This is a genomic window from Modestobacter italicus, assembly GCF_000306785.1.
Taxonomy (GTDB): domain Bacteria; phylum Actinomycetota; class Actinomycetes; order Mycobacteriales; family Geodermatophilaceae; genus Modestobacter; species Modestobacter italicus.
Genome location: NC_017955.1, coordinates 3008602 through 3025835, shown reverse-complemented (window position 1 = coordinate 3025835; position 17234 = coordinate 3008602). Strand labels below are relative to the sequence as shown.

The window sequence follows — 17234 nt, the reverse complement described above, 5'->3', positions numbered from 1 at the left end:
CGGTTGTGACGCCCGAGAGCGTCCAGGACAGTGAGCCCATGGCGCGCGACCGAGCCGGAGAGAATGTGCCGACGCCGTCCGGATCAGGAAGCGGCGAAGGAGCAGGTCCCGGGTCCGCGGGCACGAGCACGCTGCTGGTGCTCGGGGCCTGCGGCGACCTGGCTGCGCGGCTGTTGCTGCCCGGTCTAGGCGGGCTCCTGACCCAGCGCGAGGTCGGCGACCTGTTCCTCGTGGGCAGCGACACGGCCGAGTGGAGCGACGACCAGTGGCGCCAGCGGGTCTCCGAGTCCTTTGCCACGGTGTCCGCGAACGGGAAGCAGGCCGACGAGGTGGTCCGGAGCTGTCGGTATCTCCGTGCCGACGTCACCGACGAAGACCACCTGCGTCGACTGCTCGATGCCTGCACCGGGCAGGTCACCATCTACTTCGCCCTGCCACCGGCCGTCACCGCACGAGCCTGCGGGCTGCTCGCGGACCTCGGCGTCCCGGAGGACACCCGGCTCGTCATGGAGAAGCCCTTCGGCACCGATGGGCCCAGTGCGCACGAGCTCAACGAGCTGGTGACCCGGCTGGTGCCGGAGAACCAGGTGTACCGGGTCGACCACTACCTGGGCATGTCCACCGTCCTCAACATGCTCGGGATGCGCTTCGCCAACCGCATGCTGGAGTCGGTGCTGGACGCGGAGAACGTCAGCAGCGTGGACATCGTCTTCGACGAGAGCCTCGGCCTGGAAGGCCGGGCGGGCTACTACGACGGCGCCGGCGCGCTCGTCGACATGATCCAGAGCCACGCGCTCCAGGTGCTCGCACTGCTGACCATGGAGGCGCCGAGCACGCTGGGCGCGGAAGACCTGCAGGACGCCAAGTCGCGGGTGCTCCGGGCGACCAGCCTGTGGGACGAGGACCCGGTGCGCTACAGCCGCCGGGCTCGCTACACCGCGGGCACGATCGGTGAGCGACGCCTGCCGGCCTACGTCGACGAGGAGGGGGTGGACCCCGCCCGGCGCACGGAGACCTTTGCCGAGGTGGTGGTGGCGGTCAACACGTGGCGTTGGGCCGGTGTGCCGTTCCGGCTCCGGGCGGGCAAGGCGCTGAGCGCGCTGCGCAAGGAAGCAGTGATCACGTTCAAAGGGCCGCGCTGGGTGCCGGAGGGACTCGCCGGGTACGAGCAGCCAGACCGGATGCGCATCGGCTTCGATCCCGACCTGGTGGGTCTGGACTTCAACCTCAACGGTCCGGGCGACCCCTTCACGGTCGACCGGGTGTCGCTGGAGTCGCCGTCCGGCCCGGGCGATCTCCCGCCGTACGGAGAGGTGCTCGCCGAGGTGCTGGGCGGCGATCCCACGATGTCGGTGCGCGGGGACCAGGCGGAGCAGGCATGGCGCATCGTCGCGCCCGTGCGCGCGGCCTGGCGGGACGACCGGGTGGAGCTCGAGGAGTACCCAGCCGGCAGCGATGGACCAGGCGCCCCATAGCCCGTCCGGCTGACCGCCCACCGCTCCCCGCCCGAGCCAGGCAGGACCGAGCTCCCGAGCGGCTGGGCGTCCAGCGGTCGCGGCAGTCGAGGGCCGTCGACCGGTTGCCACCACAGCACCGCGGGAAGCCGAGCGGATGCTCCAGCGCAGGAGCCGCGAGGTCGCTGGATGAGCACTAGACTTTCACGATGGTTGGTCCTGGAGTCGGCCACGTGCTGGTCGCCGCGGAGCTACCCGACATCCCGACGCCCCGGCTGCAGGGCACGGACCTGCTGATCGGTCTCGGAATCGCGGTCGGGGCCTATCTGCTGGGCAAGTTGGTCAGCCTGGTGGCGTCGAAGATCATGCGGGCGCGGGGCCGGAGCCGCAGCTTCGCCGCGATCTTCTCCACGATATTTCGCTGGGTGGCCACGGCGCTGGGCTGGTCGGTCGCGCTCGTGGTGGCCTTCCCGAGCGTCAACTTCGCCGGGATCCTCTCCGGGCTGGGCCTGACATCGCTGGTCATCGGCATCGCTGCGCAAAGCATCCTCGCCGACCTCTTCAGCGGGATCATGATGGTCGTCCGCGAGCCCTTCCGCGAGGGTGACCAGATCGAGGTCAGTGGCATCAAGGGGACCATCCGGATCATCAACCTCCGCGAGACGGTCGTCCGGACCTTCGCCGGCACCCAGGTCGTCATCCCGAACAGCAAGGTCCACGGGGCGTCGGTGCGCGTGCAGACCGGCTACGAGCAGCGCATGCTCAGGGTGGACGTCGGTGTCGCCTACGAGACCGACTTCGACCTCGTCCACCGTGTCCTCCTGGACGCGGTCCGGGAGCTGCCGCAGACCCTGGACGACCCGGCACCCGCTGTTCGGGTCAGCGCGATCAACCCCAAGAGCGTCGGCATCGCCGTGAGCGCGTGGGTCGGCTCGACCCAGCTCGACGAGGTGGACGCCCTCGACGCCCTCATCCCGGCCGTCATCGGCACGCTCCGGCAACATGACATCGAGATGCCGACCGACTACGGGCCGATCACGTTGGTCGAAGCGGCCCAGGGGAGTACCTGACCTGTCCGCCACTGGTACGGCACGGACTCCTGCCAGAACCTCTCGGATCGGGGTGGCACCCATCCCGTCGCCCTGGTGGCGCCCTGCCGGCGTCGCCTTCCTGGCCGTTCCGGTCGCCGCGCTGCCCGGCAGGCGCATCTCACCGGCGCCCGGCTGCTGCGGTGGCAGCCTGGCTCCTCCGGCCACCCCGGTCGCGATCCCGAGGCCGACACGTGAAGAACTTCGTCCAAGACGGTCCGCGACGCACTGAGCAGCACCACCCACGCGTCCTGCCCGGTCTTGGTCCTCGCCTCGCCGGCCGAGCAGGCTCGTCGTCGGGCCGCCCCGGCGTGGACGTCGCTGATCCGAAGTCGGGTGGCGCGACCCAAGTAGACAAGACGCCGGCAGCGCCAGCCTTTGCTGACCTTTGCTGACCGCGCCGCCGACGATCGCCTCCACCGGAGTGGAGGTGGCTCTCGACTGGGCTGCCGTCGGGCAGATTCCCGGTGCGGGACGGCGTCACGATCGCTCGATGCAGCCGTCGTAGTCAGGTGACGCAGCACGCGGAGCTCCGCCGGAGGGACCGAGGCCGCCGTACTGGCGTCATCTGCCCTCGCTTCTGCGTCCGCGACCGGGTCTTCGGCCACCTCGTCGACCGCGGCCTGGCGGGCAACCGCCACCCGGGCCGCCTTGGCCGCCACGTCGTCGTCGGCGGTCTGCTCGGCGGCAGCGGCGACAATGCCGGCCGTGTCGAGCGCATCCAGAGCCTCGTCGATGGCGCCCGCCTCCATCAGGCCGGTGTCGGTCGGCACCCGCAGCACGTCAGCGGCGGCCGCCGCGCGAACGTGCGCCGCTGCCGCCACGGCCTGGTCCGCCTCCTGCTCCACGGTCATCGCCCGCAGCCTGGCCTCGGCCTCGCTGGTCTACGCTGCAGCGACTGTGCGCGCCGCCTCTTCCAGCGCGGCGACCTCCGTGTCGACGAGCACGTCCAGCTCCGGAGTCAGGAACCCAACCCCGAGCAGCGCGCCGCCCTCCTGCTCGAGGGCGGTGAAGATCCCTCGGACCCACCGGTGCTCGACGAGGAGGAAGACCACTGCTGTCCCCTTCGGTACCGACTGCGCAAGCCTCCACAACTCCTGAACGCTCCCGGCGGTGGTGGCGCTGGCGTTCAGGACTGGGACCAGCCGCGAGACGAGCGCCCCGAACTCCTCGTCCTCGCCGAGCGAGAGCTCCGCCACGGCGCCGTCCTCGGTCCTGGCCACCGCGAGCAGGTCCAGCACCCGGACGGCGCCGTGGGCCTCCAACGCATCGACCTGGGCCACCACGGCACCGGGCCGAGCAGGTCCAGCCGGGAAACTCATCGCGATGATCTGAAGTGGTCTCAGCACGGCGCTTCCTCCCGGTGGCTCGATGTCGTCAACAACCTCGTCCTCGGCTGGCCCGCGGCCTCGTGACAAAGCCACTCCAGCATCTCCGGTGGCTCAACGGTCGTGGGCCGGTCCAGCTGATCGATGCGGACACGGACGGCGGCCAGGAGAGCGCCGGACGGAAGATGGAGCAGGAGCTGCCGCATCGCCTTGCCGACGCGGCACCGTTCCGGAGGACGGCGAAGTCCGTCTGAGCGGGTGGCCGCGACGTGGACGCGAATGGGGTGGGCCGGATGCGTGGCGACGAGCCAGGACGACGGCCCGTGGCTGCCGGCGAACCGAAACTCCGCAGAGCGGCCCGGGCCATCTGGCCGGTGCTGCAGCAGACTGCGGCAGCAGCGCTGGCCTGGCTCATCGCTGTGCGCCTCGTCAGCCACCACCAGCCGTTCTTCGCCCCCATCGCAGCGCTCGTGGGGCTGAACGCCAGCCTCGGGCAACGCGGCGCGAACGCCGTCCGGCTGGTCGTCGGGGTGATCGTAGGGATCGTGGCCGGTGAGCTCGCGTTCGCCACGACCGGCGGCGGCGTCGGAACTCTCGCGCTGGCCACGTTCACCGCCATGATGGTCGCGCAGCTGATCGACGGCGCCCGCATCGTGATCGCTCAGGCCGGGGTCAGCGCTGTCCTCATCGCCGCCTTGGGCGATCCTGCGCAGGGGCCACAACGGCTGGTGGACGCGCTCATCGGCACCGGGGTCGCCCTCGTGTTCAGCCAGCTGGTCTTCGCGCCGAACCCGCTCCGGCTGCTGCGTCGGTCCGAGAGCACCGTCCTGACCGGCCTGGCCGACGGACTCCGGTCGGCCGCCAACGCGCTCGAACAGGAGGACGAGCAGGAGGACGAGCAGGCGGCCGAGCAGGCCCTGAGCCAACTGCGGAGTCTGCGCGACAAGCTCGGCGACCTGAGCTCCGTGCGCAAGGCCAGCGACCGGATCGTCCGGCACTCGATCCCGTGGCGGTCGGCGAAGGCACCAGTGGTACACGAACGGGAGAGTGCCGGCCACCTGGACCTGCTCGTCGGCAGCTGCCTCATGCTGGCCCGCACCGCTCTGGCGACCACCGCGCACCAGCGCCGTTCCCTCGCGTCCATGGTGCGCCGGCTCGCTCATGCCATCGCCGAGCTGGCCGACCAGCCCGGCGACCGCGCGACGCGGCAGCACGCCACCGAACAGGCGCTCGTCCTCGGTCGTCAGGTCGTGGCCGAGGGCGCTGCCGTACCGGCGGAGTCTCCGCTCGGCGCCGCATGCGTCGCGGCGCGGCTGGCCTCGATCGACGTCATGATCTTCGCCGGAGTCGAACCCGCGCTGGCCCTCGGGGCGGTGCACACGACCGTCGACGACCTCCGCGTCGCAGATCCTCCCCGCAGCCCGCGCCGGCACTGGCACCGGCTCTCCGGCTGGCACTGGCCCTCCGGCTGGCACTGGCCCTCCGGCTGGCACTGGCCGCGCCAGTGGATCCGTCGGTGGCTTCGGCCCCGCCGGCACGCCGCGGGGCGCCGCCCGCCACCTGCTCCTGGTCCAACGGCTGTCCACGCCGATCCCGGCCCCCAGGCTCAGCCGTCATCGGAATAGCTCTCGGTGGCCTGCGCTCGAGCCATGAGTGCGTCGCTGGCGCGGATCCCGGAGAGCTGGACGGACTGGGCCGGCAACGCGGCCGCGAGCAGCCAGTCGGCCGCCACCCGGACGCGGTTCGCGCCCCCGGTAGGGCGTAGAGGTGGTATGCCCGGGTGACGGCCTTTGCCGCCGGGCCGCTCAGACGCACGCCCAGGACCTTGGCGACCGCGTCCCGTCCACCGAGATCGGCGACCAGGCCGAGGTCGTGGTGCCGGTACGGCCGTGACCGGCCTACTCCGAGGCTGGCGACCACGTTGCGAGCCAGGACCACTCCTTGTCGTTGTGCATGCTGCGCGGTCATCGCGGTCGCCCGCCGGTTTCCGCCCAGCCTGTCGCGCACTCCGCTGCCCTCCGGCGCCGACGTGGTCAGGTCGGGGACGGCGGCGGCGTCCCCGCCTGCCCACACGTCCTTCATGCCCGGTACGCGCAGCTGCTCGTCGACGACCAGTCGGCCCTTCGCCTACGGCAGCCCGAGGGTGCTCATCACGGGGTTCGCCGACACCCCGGCGCCCCAGATCACGGTGCGGGTCGGCACCACCGTCCCGTCGGTCAGGATGGCCGAGCGGTCGCTCACCTCCGAGAGGCTGAGGCCCAGGTGGATCTCGACCCCACGGTCGCGCAGCGTGGTCTTCGCCACGTGGCCGAGCTGCTCGCCGAGCTCCAGCAGCACTGTGTGCGCGACGTCGATGAGCAGCCACCGCACGTCAGCCGGCGTGATCCGGCTCCACCGCGCGGCCACCGTGTGCGTCCACCGCCGCAGCTGGGCCACCATCTCCACGCCCAGGCTCGCTAGCGCTAGGCATGTCGATCACCTCGGAATTCCGTCAACGGTGGTCAGCCTGAGCTGGCAGTCGGCTGTCCGCCGGTCGTCTGGCGCGGTGCTCTGGTGCGGTGGTCCTCCTTGGTGCTGCCGGGTCCGCGCGGGGGCCGTAGCCGGCCGGTGCCGTCGATGACCTGCACCTGGTCCTCCCACGGGAGCCAGTACCGGCCGGCGGCGAGGCTGTCGGGTCAGGACCGGGGCAGGACGGTCAGGACCCGCACGACGTGGTCCCGGAACTCGCTCATGTAGTCCCGGAGGAACGTCGTCGTGGACTCGTCGGTGACCTCTCCGTCGTCGTGGAAGAGCTCCGGCGAGTACGTGATGTAGGCCTCGGGGGCGGTCATCTGCCGGGCGTTGCAGTAGCTGAGCACAGCGCGGAGGCTCTGCTGCCCGACCGCGGTGCCGATCTGGCCGGGTGATGCGCCGATGACGCCGGCCGGGACGTGGTCGAAGGAGTTCTGCCCCCAGGGGCGCGAGGCCCAGTCGATGGCGTTCTTCAGGGGACCGGGTATGGAGCGGTTGTACTCCGGCATCAGGAACAGCACGGCATCCGACCGCGCGATCGCCTCCTTGAGCGTCCTGGCCTCGGGCGGGTAGTCGGCGTCGTGGTCGGGGTTGTAGAGCGGCAGGTCGCCGATCGGGATCTCGGTGAACCGCAGCTCCTCGGGAGCGAGGCGGATCAGCGCGCGGGACAGGACCCGGTTGATCGAGGTGGAGGAGAGGCTCCCCACGAAGTAGCCCACCTCGTAGGTCCTCGTCGGCTGGGACATCGTGGTCCTCCCTGGCTGCCGGGTCCGGCCCGGTCCTGGCCGAGCTGAGTGGGCGGTGTGTCCCTGCTCGGACACCGGAGCTCAGCAGTCATCCTGCCGGAACGGGAACAGGATCGACAGGGTCGACCTGGTCCTCCGCGCCACCCCGCACGTCGACGCCGCCATGTCGACCTGTCGACGTGTCTATCCCCAGGCACTGGGATCGCCAGGGCTGGGTGGGGACAGCCGGGGACGGAGTCGCACCGCGGGCATCGGCGGGGCCGGCAGGCGCTGCACCGACCCCCGGTATCCCCTGACCCGGCCGAAGCGCTCGGAGCCGGCCTCCCACTCCCGGAAGCCGGCGATCTCCTCGTGGCTGCGGCCCACGAAGTTCCACCACATGAGCACCGGCTCGGGGAACGGCTCGCCACCGAGCAGCATCACCCGCGTAGGCCGGCCGCTCGGGTTGGCGAGCCGCAGCCGCGGTGTGCCCGGTGCCAGGTAGCCCAGCTCCGCGCGGGCCAGCTCGACGCCTTCGAGGAGGACGGGCCCCTGGTCCACCAGCACGCCGTGCTCGAAGTCCGGAGCGACGTCCAGCGCGACGTGCGCGAACGGTTCGAGCACGAGCTCGGCTCCCAGCAGCGGGCTGTGCGCCGGCACCGGCGAGGCATGGCCGGCCAGCGAACCCAGCAGCAGCCGGACGGTGGCGCCGTCCAGGTGCAGCGCTTCGGGGACGTGGTGCACGAAGTCCCGGGGGAGGTGCCGCGCCGAATCGGGCAACGCGGTCCACAGCTGGACGCCGTGCAGCGTGCTGCAGTCTGCCGTGGAGACCTCCGAGTGCGCGACCCCGTACCCGCCGGTCATCAGGTTCAGCTCACCGGGCCGGACGAGCGCGGAGACGCCCGAGGAATCGCGGTGCTCGACCTCCCCGGTGAACAACCAGCTGACGGTCTGCAGGCCGGTGTGGGGGTGCGGCGGCACGTCCATGCCACCCGTGCCGGCGACGTCGTCCGGGCCGTAGTGATCGACGAAGCACCAGGCGCCGATCAGGGAACGGGTGCGTTGCGGCAGGGTGCGGCGCACCGTCATCGCGCGTGGGCCGCCGAGCGGCACCTCCCGGCTGGCGACCACCTGGACCTCGCTCATCCGGACCACCCTGGCACAGAACCGGCTACCGGGTGGCCCGTGCTCGGCGGCCGAGTCAGTGCCCCTGGTGGATCGTCCGAGCGTCGTGTGCCCACGCCACTGTCGGTGCCGTGACCAGGAACCCCTCGATGCGCCGGAGTTGCTGGGCCAGATCGGCCACGTCGCCCTTGGTGGCCGATTGCTCGGCTTCCTCCAGCGTCAGGACCAGTTGACCGCTCGGGGTCAGCTCACCGTGCTCGATCTCGCCGATGTTGTCGCCGTTCTGGCTGCGGACCGCGTGGTCCAAATCGCTCTGACGCATGCCGACCTTCCGCAGTCCACGCGGCGAGACGTGACCGTCCTCGATGACGGTCGTCGGCCTGCCCTGGAGTATCCGGCTCGCGAGCGGGCTGATGCTCGTCAGGTACCGCACGCACGCATTGATGCCAATGAGGACGACGGCCGAGACCGCACCACCTGTGACGCTGTTGTCCTCGGTGAGGATGGCGTTCTCGACACCGCTGGCCAGCAGGAACAGGACGACGAAGTCCATGGTGTTCGTCGCGGCCAGCGCGCGCCTGCCGGACACCCGCACCAGGACGAGGATCAACAGGTAGACCAGCGCCGCTCGCAGGACCTTCTCGAGCAACGGGACCTGCAGGGTGAACATGGCGTCCCACACACTGTCCTCCATCCACCGACCTGTTGTACGGGCATCCTCGAGCCGGATGTGCCGACGATCCTCCGCAGCTCCCGATCCGGGTCGCATCGATCCGACCCACCCCGCGCTGCAAGCCCGGGACTGCTCATCCGCAGCCGACCTGTCCACGTCGAACCGGCTGGACCGGTTGCCGCCCGGGGCTCAGGGCGCCGTCTGTCCTGCGTCCACGGGATCGACGCCACCGTTGACGATGGACGCGAGTGGCGAGGCCAGGAACATCACCATGCCCGCGATCTCCTCCGGTTCGGCGGGGCGACCCATGGGGGAGGCGCCGACGACGCTGTCATGCATCTCCGGGTCGTCCAGCCAACCTCTGGTCATCGAGGTGGCCACCAGGCCGTGGGCGAGCGCGTTGGCGCGGATGCCTGCCGTGGCGTAGCCCATGGCGGCGGCCGGGGTCAGGCCGATGACGCCGTGCTTTGGCCGCGACGCAGGTCGCAATCCCGTAGTCGGCGACGACGCCGGCGACGGAGGCGGTGTTGATGATGGCGCCGCCGCCGGCTTGTACCATGTGGCGAGTTCGGCGCGCATCGCCAGGAACACGCCCGTGAGGTCGACGGCGACGACCCGGTCGAAGTCGTCCTCGCTCTGCTTCAGCAGGGGAACGGTCGGCGGGAAGATGCCGGCGTTGTCGAAGGCCACGTGCAGGCCGCCGAAGGTCTCAACGGCGGTGCGTACCAGGTTGTCCATCTCGGCGGCGACCGTCACGGCGGTGCGGACGAACCGCCCGTCGGCACCGGCCTGCCGCACCAGTTCGGCCGTCTCGGTGGCTCGGTCGTCGACGTCACCGATCACCACCGCCGCACCTTGGCGAGCGAACGCGACGGCGGTGGCCGGGCCGATGCACGTGGCCCCACGGTGATCAGGACGACCTTGCCCCAGTAGTCCAACAACTGCTCGGGCATGACGGCCCCGGGTTGGTAGTGGTGATCCCAATCTGCCACGGGTCCCGGGGAGCGGCATCCGCGCGGTCAGGGTATGGCCCACGCGGGTCAGCGCTGTCTCCAGCGAGGAAGAAGTCGACCCCGGACGGTATCGCTGGGGATTTGCGGGTAGCGGAACGACGTCAACCTGCGCCGATGGAGGAGGACGGACATGACCGGAGCCGTACTGGAACGCCGTCACAGCATGTGGGATGTGATCCTCGGCGTCCTGCTGGTGATCGCCGGCCTAGTCATCCTGGCGCACGTGTTCCTGGCGACCGTGGTGTCGGTGCTCCTCCTCGGCTGGCTGGCGCTGGTTGCCGGCGTGGTCGCCCTGGTGGCCGCGATCTTCCAGATCGGCCGGGGCGGGTTCTGGGCCACGGCGCTGTCCGGCGGCCTGCTGCTGGTGCTGGGCCTGATGATGTTGCGCAACCCGGGCGCCGCTGCGCTGACGTTGACCCTGCTGGCCGGGGCCTTGTTCCTGGCCGGCGGGATCGTCCGGTTGATCATGGCCTTCGACCGCGGTGCACCCCGTGCGGCGCTGATCCTCAGTGGGGTGATCGGCGTCGTACTGGGCCTGATCGTCTTGTTCAACCTGTTCACCGCGACCTTCACCCTGCTCGGTGTGCTGCTGGGCGTGCAGGCGCTGTCCGACGGGATCATGCTGCTGCTGTTCGGCCGCCTCCGGGTGCGCCGGACCGACGACCTGGACCGGACGACCGGGAACGTGAGGCCGCGGTGATCCCGCGTCTGGCCTGGCGGTCGGTCGGCGCCGTGCTCGGCGGACTGCTGCTCGCCTCCGCCGTGCTGGCCGGCTGCGGGCAGGACGAGCAGCCGAGCCAGTCGTTCGGCGGTCCCGGCGTGGAGGCCTCGGTCGGGAAGATGGAATTGCGCAACATCCGGCTGGACAACCCGCCCGCGGGGATCTATGAGATCGGGTCGGCCGCGCTGCTCGGGGTGGCGATGGTGAACGAGGGCAGCGAGGACGACCAGCTGGTCGGCGTGTCCGGTCCTGACTTCACCGGCGCGGTGACGAACGAGAACCCCGCGTCGTCCGACCCGGCCATTCCTGTCCCGGCGGGAAAGACGGTGTTCACCGACGGCCCGGACGGACCGGTGCTGGTCTTGGTGGGAATCGGCGAGACCTTGACCACGGGGAAGTACCTGCGGGTCACCTTCACCTTCCAGCGGGCCGGCACGGTCACGGTGGATGCCCCGGTCAGCGCCCCGCTGCGGCTCACTCTCGACCGCTGGCTGCGCAAGTAGGCCGAGGAGGCCCGCTCGCAGACCGATGGTCGACCTGCGGTGCGGCACGTAGGACATGCGATGCGCGCGCCGAGCGCGGTCGCGGCAGACTGGCCGTGAGCGACGGCTCTCCCGTCGTCGAGTGGATGGAGTGGGCCATGGCATCGAACTCGGCTGCGTCGTCGGTCCTGGCAGGTCTGGAGGGTTCCCGGCCGTGGCAGGAAGAGCTGTACCGGGATGTCCACCGGCACCCGGAGCTGTCTCACTCCGAGCAGCGGACGGCGGGTCTGGTGGCCGACCGGCTGCGGGGTGCCGGCTACGAGGTGCACGAAGGTGTCGGTGGCACCGGCGTCGTCGGGGTGCTCGCCAACGGCGAGGGTCCGACGGTGCTGCTGCGGGCCGACATGGACGCGCTGCCGGTGCTGGAGGCGACTGGCTTGCCGTATGCGAGCGAGGTGACCGCCACCGATGCCGAGGGCAACGAGGTGCCGGTGATGCACGCCTGCGGGCACGACGTGCACGTGACCTGCCTGGCCGGCGCCGCGCAACTGCTCGCCGACGGCAGGGAGCACTGGAACGGCACGCTGGTCACGCTGTTCCAGCCGGCCGAGGAGACCGGTGACGGTGCGCGGGGGATGGTCGACGGCGGCCTCGGCGAGCTGATCCCCACACCTCAGGTGGCGCTGGGGCAGCACGTGATGCCGCTGCCCGCCGGACAGGTCGGCACCCGCACCGGGCCGGCGCTCTCGGCGGCGGACAGCATGCGGATCACCCTGCACGGACGGGGTGCGCACGGCTCGATGCCGCAGGCTGCGGTCGATCCGGTGGTGCTGGCCGCGATGATCGTGGTGCGGCTGCAGACGGTGGTATCACGGGAGGTGGCGCCCGGGGAGACGGCGGTCCTCACGGTGGGCAGCATCCAGGCGGGCACCAAGAGCAACGTGATCCCCGACCAGGCGGTGCTGCAGCTCAACGTCCGCACCTACACCGAGGCGACCCGCACCCTCGTCCTCGACGCGATCCGCCGGATCGTCCGCGCCGAGTGTGAGGCGTCAGGGTGTGCCAAGGAGCCGGATTTCGAGCTGTTCGACCGGTTCCCGCTGACCGACAACGACGGCGCGGCCACCGAGCGGGTGGCCTCGGCGTTCACCGGCTTCTTCGGCGACCGCGCCACGCCGGTGGGGCAGCAGTCAGCCAGTGAGGACTTCAGCGACATCCCCACCTCGCTGGGCGCGCCGTACACCTACTGGTTCATCGGGGGCATCGACCCCGACAGCTATGACCGGGCGCTGCAGGCTGGGCGGGTCGCGCAGGACGTCCCGGTCAACCACTCCGCCACCTTCGCGCCGGTTGTCCAGCCGACCCTGGACACCGGCACCCAGGCGCTGGTCATCGCCGCCTTGGCCTGGCTCGCCGCCTGACCCTGCTCTGGGCGCCGGTCAGTCCGCATCACCACCGTCGCGTTCTGGAGCCGCCGGGGGAGCGGGTGCGTTGAGGTCGAAACGGAGGCCGATCATGCGGATGACGAAGCACAGCACGGCGGCGCCCACCTCGGTGAACGCTCCATCCGCACCGAGCGCGCCGGCGATGACCGTGGTGGTGGCGCCGATCAGCGCGGGGATGGCGTAGAGCCCGCTGCTGAGCACCGAGGGGATACGGCCGATCAGCACGTCGCGGATCGTGCCGCCGCCGACCGCGGTGATCGCACCGACGACGATCGCCTGCTCCGGGCCGAAGCCCAGGCCGACCGCCTTGGTGGCGCCGGTGACGGCGAACAGGGCCAGCCCCACGGCGTCCAGCACGTTGATCGGCCTGTTGAGCCGTTCCAGGTGACGGCCGAGGAGGAAGGCGATCAGGCCGCCCGCGGCGGCCACCGCGTAGTAACGCCAGTCGGCGAACGTGGCCGGGGGCAGGCTGTCCAGCAAGACGTCGCGGATGGTCCCGCCCCCGACCGCGGTGATCATCCCCAGGGTGACGACACCGACGATGTCCAGCCGCGTCGCGCGCAGCGCAGTCAGTGCTCCGTTGAGCGCGAAGGCGAAAGTGCCGAGAAGGTCGAGGAACAGCAGCACCGTGCCCCCGGCGATCACGGGACCCATCCTTCCTGCACCGTCCCGCGCGGTGAGCGGGAGCCCCGCGAATGGGTCATTCCGGATCTGTCGCCGCCGTCGATCGAGGTGCGGCGGGCTGGCCGGGAGCGGCGTCGGACGCGGCACCGCTGATCAGCGGGATCGCCCAGCGGGTGGCGGGGTCGATGTCGATCAGCAGGGCCTTGGCGAGCAGCGTCAGCGGGATCGCCAGGAGCGCACCCAACGGGCCGAGGATGGCCGACCAGAACACCAGGGACAGGAAGGTCAGGGTGATCGACAGGCCGACTGCGTCGCCGACGAACTTCGGTTGGATCAGCGATTGGATGACGAAGTTGGTGATCACGTAGGCCAGGACCACCAGCACGAGCAGGCGAGGGCCGCCCTGCAGCAGCCCGAGTGCGGCAGGCGGCAGCAGGCCGAGTACGAAGCCGATGTTGGGGATGTAGTTGGTGATGAACGACAGCAGCCCCCACAGCAGAGGCAGCGGGATCGCCAGCCAGTACAACTCGGCGACGTTGAGGGCGGCGACGATCAGCCCGAACACGGTCGACACCACGATGTACCGGCGGGTGCCCGCGGCAAAGGACTGGAGCGCGACGACCACATCCGGGCGGATCCGGGCGGCGGCAGCGAGCTGGCGCGGGAAGTGCGCGGCGTCCACCGCCATGAACAGGATGAGGGCACCGAGGAACAGCAGATCGGACAGGACGGCGGCCAGCCGCGACAGTAGTACCTGCAGCAGTGCCAACAGGTTGTTGAGGTCGAAGTAGGCCAGCGCGCTCCGGATCTGCGCCGGGGTGACGCCGAGGTCGTCCAGTCGGCCCACGACCTCGTTCAGCAGATCGGTGAACTGCGGTCCGTAGGTCGGTAGCAGGGTGGCCAGGCGCGCCACGGACACCGCCAACGCCGCGACGAGGCCGAGCAAGATCGCGTAGGCCAGCGCGATCGTCGCCGTGGCAGCCAGCCAGCCGGGCACCCGGTGCCGCTGCAGCCACGCCTCCACCGGTTGCACGGTGATCACGATCATCAGCGCCAGGAACGCCGGGCCGACGACGCCGGCCAGGCTGCGCATGCCGGCGCTGACCAACACCAGGGAGGCCAGGCTCAGCACCACGATCAAACCGCGGGGCAGCGCCCAGGAGGTGCCGGTCGACACCGGGCCGGACGTTGCTGGAACGGGCGCTGCCAGGCGCTCTGGTGCGGGGTCAGAGGAGGGGGACCGTGCGGTCATGGTGCTCCGTTCCGGCGCAGTACGGCATCGCACTCGTCGCCCTGATGACGGCACGAACTGCGGTGCTGTGGCTGATCAGTCGAGCAAGCGTGCACTGAGACAGGCGCCGGAGCCGGTCGAGAAGTCTTTCAGCCGGCGAACTCACGTACGGGTACGCCGGTCACCCCGGGCACGGCGCGGAACAGCGCGCCGGCGAGCGGGTCGTCGCCCGGCTCGAGGCCCTCGCGGGAGGTGGTGATGAACAGCTCGTCGAGGCGCTCGCCGCCGAAGGTGCACGCGGTGACCTTGCGCGCAGGCACCTCGATCACCGCGTCGAGCCGGCCGTCGGCTGTGTAGCGGCGCACGGCACCGCCATCGGAGAGCGCTGTCCAGACACCTCCCTCGGCGTCCACGGTCAGCCCGTCGGGGCGGTTATCGAGCGTGGCGAGCACGCGCCGACCGGTCAGGCCGGCGTCGCGGTGGTAGTCGAAGACCGCGATCGAGTAGGTGGCCGTGTCGTTGTAGTAGACGAGTGCGCCGTCCGGGCTCCACTCGAGTCCGTTGGAGACCGTCACCCCCTCGAGGACGACGTGCACCGTCCCGTCCGGGTCCAGGCGGTACAGCGATGCGGCCCCCGGTCTCTGGTCGTAGGCCATCGAGCCGCAGTAGAAGCGCCCGTCGGGATCGCAGCCGCCCTCGTTCATCCGCACGGACTCCTCGCTCCACACCTCCTCGAGCGGTTGAAGGGTGCCGTCAGGCTCTTCCAGGGCGAAGCCGCGCTCGATCCCGATCACCGCGCCACCTCCACGTCGCGGCCGCACCGCCGCGGCGATCCCGCCGACGTGGCGACGCTCGACGCCGCCGTCGGCGCGCAGGTGCAGCACGTCGCCGGCGAGCATGTCGACCCAGCGCAGGCCGCCCCAGCGCGGCGACCACACCGGCCCTTCCCCGTGGTGGGCCACCACGTCGGTGACCTGCTCGACCCGGGTCATCCTGCCTCCTGGACTCGGTGGGCGGCGTCGCTCATTCCTGGCCGCGCCAACGCCGACGCAGGGTGTGCGCGCTGGCCTTCGGCTGCCGCTCCCTGGTGAAGACGCCCTTCTTGTTCCCGCCGACCCGGTTGATGCCACCGCGGGTGGCGAAGTCGGCGAAGTTCCAGATCTGCTCGCCGACCACCGCGTCGATCCGGTCGAAGACGCGGTGGTACATCGCCAGGAGATCGACCTGGTACTCCTCGCTCCACGTCTCGCCGATCAGGCTGTGCTGCCCGGCCTGCGTATCCGCGCCGTACTCCGTCATCACGATCGGTTTGCCGCGCTGCGCCCACTCGCGCAGCTCGGCCTCCAGCAATCGCTCGGACGCCACCAGATCGCCGGTGTTGGCATACCAGCCGTAGTAACGGTTGATCATGAGCACGTCGAAGAGGTCGGAGATCACGTCGCGCTCGGGCGTGGCCATCATGAAGTTGACGAAGCCGACCGGCCGGGTGGGATCCAGTCGCCGCGTCTCGGCGACGAGCGGCTCGAAGTAGGGCCGGGCTGCCGGTGAGACGGTGTCGGGCTCGTTGGCGATGCTCCAGATCACCACGCAGGGATGGTTCTTGTCCCGCGCAACGAGCTCGCGGATCGCCTGCCGGTGGGCCTTCTGCGTGTGCGCGCCGATCGTCGTGTCGCTGTAGGTCTCCATCGGCCCGGCCTGGTTGAGGACGCCGGCGCCGGTGTCCAGGTTCAGCCCGACCGCCGCGGTCTCGTCGATGACCACGATCCCGTGCCGATCGGCGTAGTCCAGGAACGCCTCGTCGTAGGGGTAGTGCGAGGTGCGGAAGGAGTTCGCGCCGATCCACCGCAGCAGCTCGAAGTCGTGCACCATCACCGCCGGGTCGAACCCACGCCCGTGCACCGGGAAGTCCTCGTGCTTGCCGAAACCGGTGAAGTAGAACGGCTCGCCGTTGATCAGGAAGCGGATGCCGTCCACGGCGACCGTGCGCACGCCGAAGGGCTGCGGGTAGACGTCCACGACCTCGCCGCCGGCGCCGAGCACGGTGACCTCAAGCGTGTACAGGTAGCCGGCCCCCGGGCGCCACAGCTGCACGTCCTCGATGCGCACCGTGCCCTGGGCGCCGTCCGCCCCGGCGACCTCGATGCCGCCGGCGTCGCGCACGACCACCCGGACCGGGCGCTCCGCGTCGCCGGCCACGGCGACGCGGTAGCCGATCGTCCCGACCTCCCCGTTGATCCTGGTCGTGGTCACCGTGACGTCGCTGACGTGCGTATGCGGGGTGGCGTGCAACCACACCGAACGGTGCAGCCCGGTGTAGTTGAAGAAGTCGTGGAAGTACTGCTGCAGCAGCCGGCCGTCCTCCAGCTCCTGGACGAAACCGGGCGGGATGGAGCTCCAGCGCAGCTCCGTGTTGACGACGACGGTGACGCGCGCCTCCTCGCCCGCCTGGACGTGCTCGGTGACGTCGGCCTCGAACGGCGTGTAGCCCCCCTCGTGCTCGGCGACCTGCGTGTCGCCGACCCAGACGACGGCCCGGTGGGTGGCGGCGTCCAGACGGAGGACGATCCGCTCGCCGGCCCACCCGCGGGGCACCCGGATGACGCGCTGGTACCAGACGTCGCCGACGTGGTCGTGCGCCTCGCGCCCGGGCAGCACCCCGTTGAAGCTGGCCGGCACCGGCACCTCGGCGTCGCCGGGCAGAGCGCCCGCCCACCAGTGCTCGGCGCGGCCGCGACCCCCGGGGTCCAGGACGAAGCGCCACAACCCGTCGAGCGTCACGCGCTCTCTCGTAGCGGACTCACGCGGACTGAGCAT

General features: G+C 70.8%; 16 protein-coding genes. 6 read left to right on the top strand and 10 right to left on the bottom strand.

The genetic code is table 11. The annotated features are described in order from the left end of the window. Positions 1 to 38 precede the first annotated feature (38 nt). Both MODMU_RS14545 and MODMU_RS14540 read left to right on the top strand, forming a co-directional pair. Complete coding sequence (locus MODMU_RS14545) at positions 39 to 1475, top strand: glucose-6-phosphate dehydrogenase (RefSeq protein WP_014741052.1); 1437 nt, start codon at positions 39 to 41, stop codon at positions 1473 to 1475. Between the two features lie 188 nt (positions 1476 to 1663). Then, on the top strand, positions 1664 to 2524 hold the full coding sequence (locus MODMU_RS14540) for a mechanosensitive ion channel family protein (RefSeq protein ID WP_083869773.1): 861 nt from the start codon (positions 1664 to 1666) through the stop codon (positions 2522 to 2524). A gap of 902 nt (positions 2525 to 3426) precedes the next feature. Here the strand turns inward: MODMU_RS14540 and MODMU_RS14535 are convergent. Further along, positions 3427 to 3825, bottom strand: a complete 399-nt coding sequence (locus MODMU_RS14535; protein ID WP_014741049.1) for a DUF6325 family protein — start codon at positions 3823 to 3825, stop codon at positions 3427 to 3429. 419 nt (positions 3826 to 4244) lie between these two features. Here MODMU_RS14535 and MODMU_RS14525 point away from each other — a divergent pair, with 419 nt between their 5' ends. Further along, positions 4245 to 5495, top strand: a complete 1251-nt coding sequence (locus MODMU_RS14525) for an FUSC family protein (RefSeq protein ID WP_166503499.1) — start codon at positions 4245 to 4247, stop codon at positions 5493 to 5495. Positions 5496 to 5997: 502 nt separating this feature from the next. On the opposite strand, the gene MODMU_RS29115 is transcribed toward MODMU_RS14525, so the two are convergent. From MODMU_RS29115 to MODMU_RS14500, 5 genes are all read right to left on the bottom strand, one after another. Continuing rightward, complete coding sequence (locus tag MODMU_RS29115) at positions 5998 to 6309, bottom strand: FAD-dependent oxidoreductase (protein ID WP_231851879.1); 312 nt, start codon at positions 6307 to 6309, stop codon at positions 5998 to 6000. Positions 6310 to 6545: 236 nt separating this feature from the next. Further along, positions 6546 to 7127, bottom strand: a complete 582-nt coding sequence (locus MODMU_RS14515) for an NADPH-dependent FMN reductase (RefSeq protein WP_014741034.1) — start codon at positions 7125 to 7127, stop codon at positions 6546 to 6548. A 183-nt stretch (positions 7128 to 7310) separates the two neighbouring features. Continuing rightward, positions 7311 to 8252, bottom strand: a complete 942-nt coding sequence (locus MODMU_RS14510; RefSeq protein WP_014741046.1) for a pirin family protein — start codon at positions 8250 to 8252, stop codon at positions 7311 to 7313. Positions 8253 to 8307: 55 nt separating this feature from the next. Then, positions 8308 to 8901, bottom strand: a complete 594-nt coding sequence (locus MODMU_RS14505; protein ID WP_231851635.1) for a DUF421 domain-containing protein — start codon at positions 8899 to 8901, stop codon at positions 8308 to 8310. A 192-nt stretch (positions 8902 to 9093) separates the two neighbouring features. Beyond that, positions 9094 to 9915 (bottom strand): SDR family oxidoreductase, encoded by an 822-nt coding sequence (locus tag MODMU_RS14500; RefSeq protein WP_166503498.1) that lies wholly within the window; start codon positions 9913 to 9915, stop codon positions 9094 to 9096. A 132-nt stretch (positions 9916 to 10047) separates the two neighbouring features. Here MODMU_RS14500 and MODMU_RS14495 point away from each other — a divergent pair, with 132 nt between their 5' ends. The 3 genes from MODMU_RS14495 (at position 10048) to MODMU_RS14485 (ending at position 12541) form a co-directional block, all read left to right on the top strand. Continuing rightward, positions 10048 to 10617 (top strand): HdeD family acid-resistance protein, encoded by a 570-nt coding sequence (locus MODMU_RS14495; protein WP_014741043.1) that lies wholly within the window; start codon positions 10048 to 10050, stop codon positions 10615 to 10617. Further along, positions 10614 to 11141, top strand: a complete 528-nt coding sequence (locus MODMU_RS14490; protein WP_014741042.1) for a copper chaperone PCu(A)C domain-containing protein — start codon at positions 10614 to 10616, stop codon at positions 11139 to 11141. Before MODMU_RS14495 ends, MODMU_RS14490 begins: the two co-directional genes overlap by 4 nt. A 137-nt stretch (positions 11142 to 11278) precedes the next feature. After that, on the top strand, positions 11279 to 12541 hold the full coding sequence (locus MODMU_RS14485) for an amidohydrolase (protein WP_041796785.1): 1263 nt from the start codon (positions 11279 to 11281) through the stop codon (positions 12539 to 12541). A gap of 18 nt (positions 12542 to 12559) precedes the next feature. On the opposite strand, the gene MODMU_RS14480 is transcribed toward MODMU_RS14485, so the two are convergent. From MODMU_RS14480 to uidA, 4 genes are all read right to left on the bottom strand, one after another. After that, entirely contained in the window at positions 12560 to 13192 is a 633-nt protein-coding gene (locus MODMU_RS14480) for a trimeric intracellular cation channel family protein (RefSeq protein ID WP_231851634.1), read from the bottom strand. Between the two features lie 73 nt (positions 13193 to 13265). Then, positions 13266 to 14441 carry an AI-2E family transporter gene (locus tag MODMU_RS14475; protein WP_083869763.1) on the bottom strand — a complete coding sequence of 392 codons (1176 nt, stop codon included), beginning with the start codon at positions 14439 to 14441 and terminating at the stop codon, positions 13266 to 13268. 128 nt (positions 14442 to 14569) lie between these two features. Continuing rightward, positions 14570 to 15412 (bottom strand): SMP-30/gluconolactonase/LRE family protein, encoded by an 843-nt coding sequence (locus MODMU_RS14470; protein ID WP_014741038.1) that lies wholly within the window; start codon positions 15410 to 15412, stop codon positions 14570 to 14572. A 31-nt stretch (positions 15413 to 15443) separates the two neighbouring features. Next, positions 15444 to 17234 carry a beta-glucuronidase gene (gene uidA, locus MODMU_RS14465; RefSeq protein WP_041796782.1) on the bottom strand — a complete coding sequence of 597 codons (1791 nt, stop codon included), beginning with the start codon at positions 17232 to 17234 and terminating at the stop codon, positions 15444 to 15446.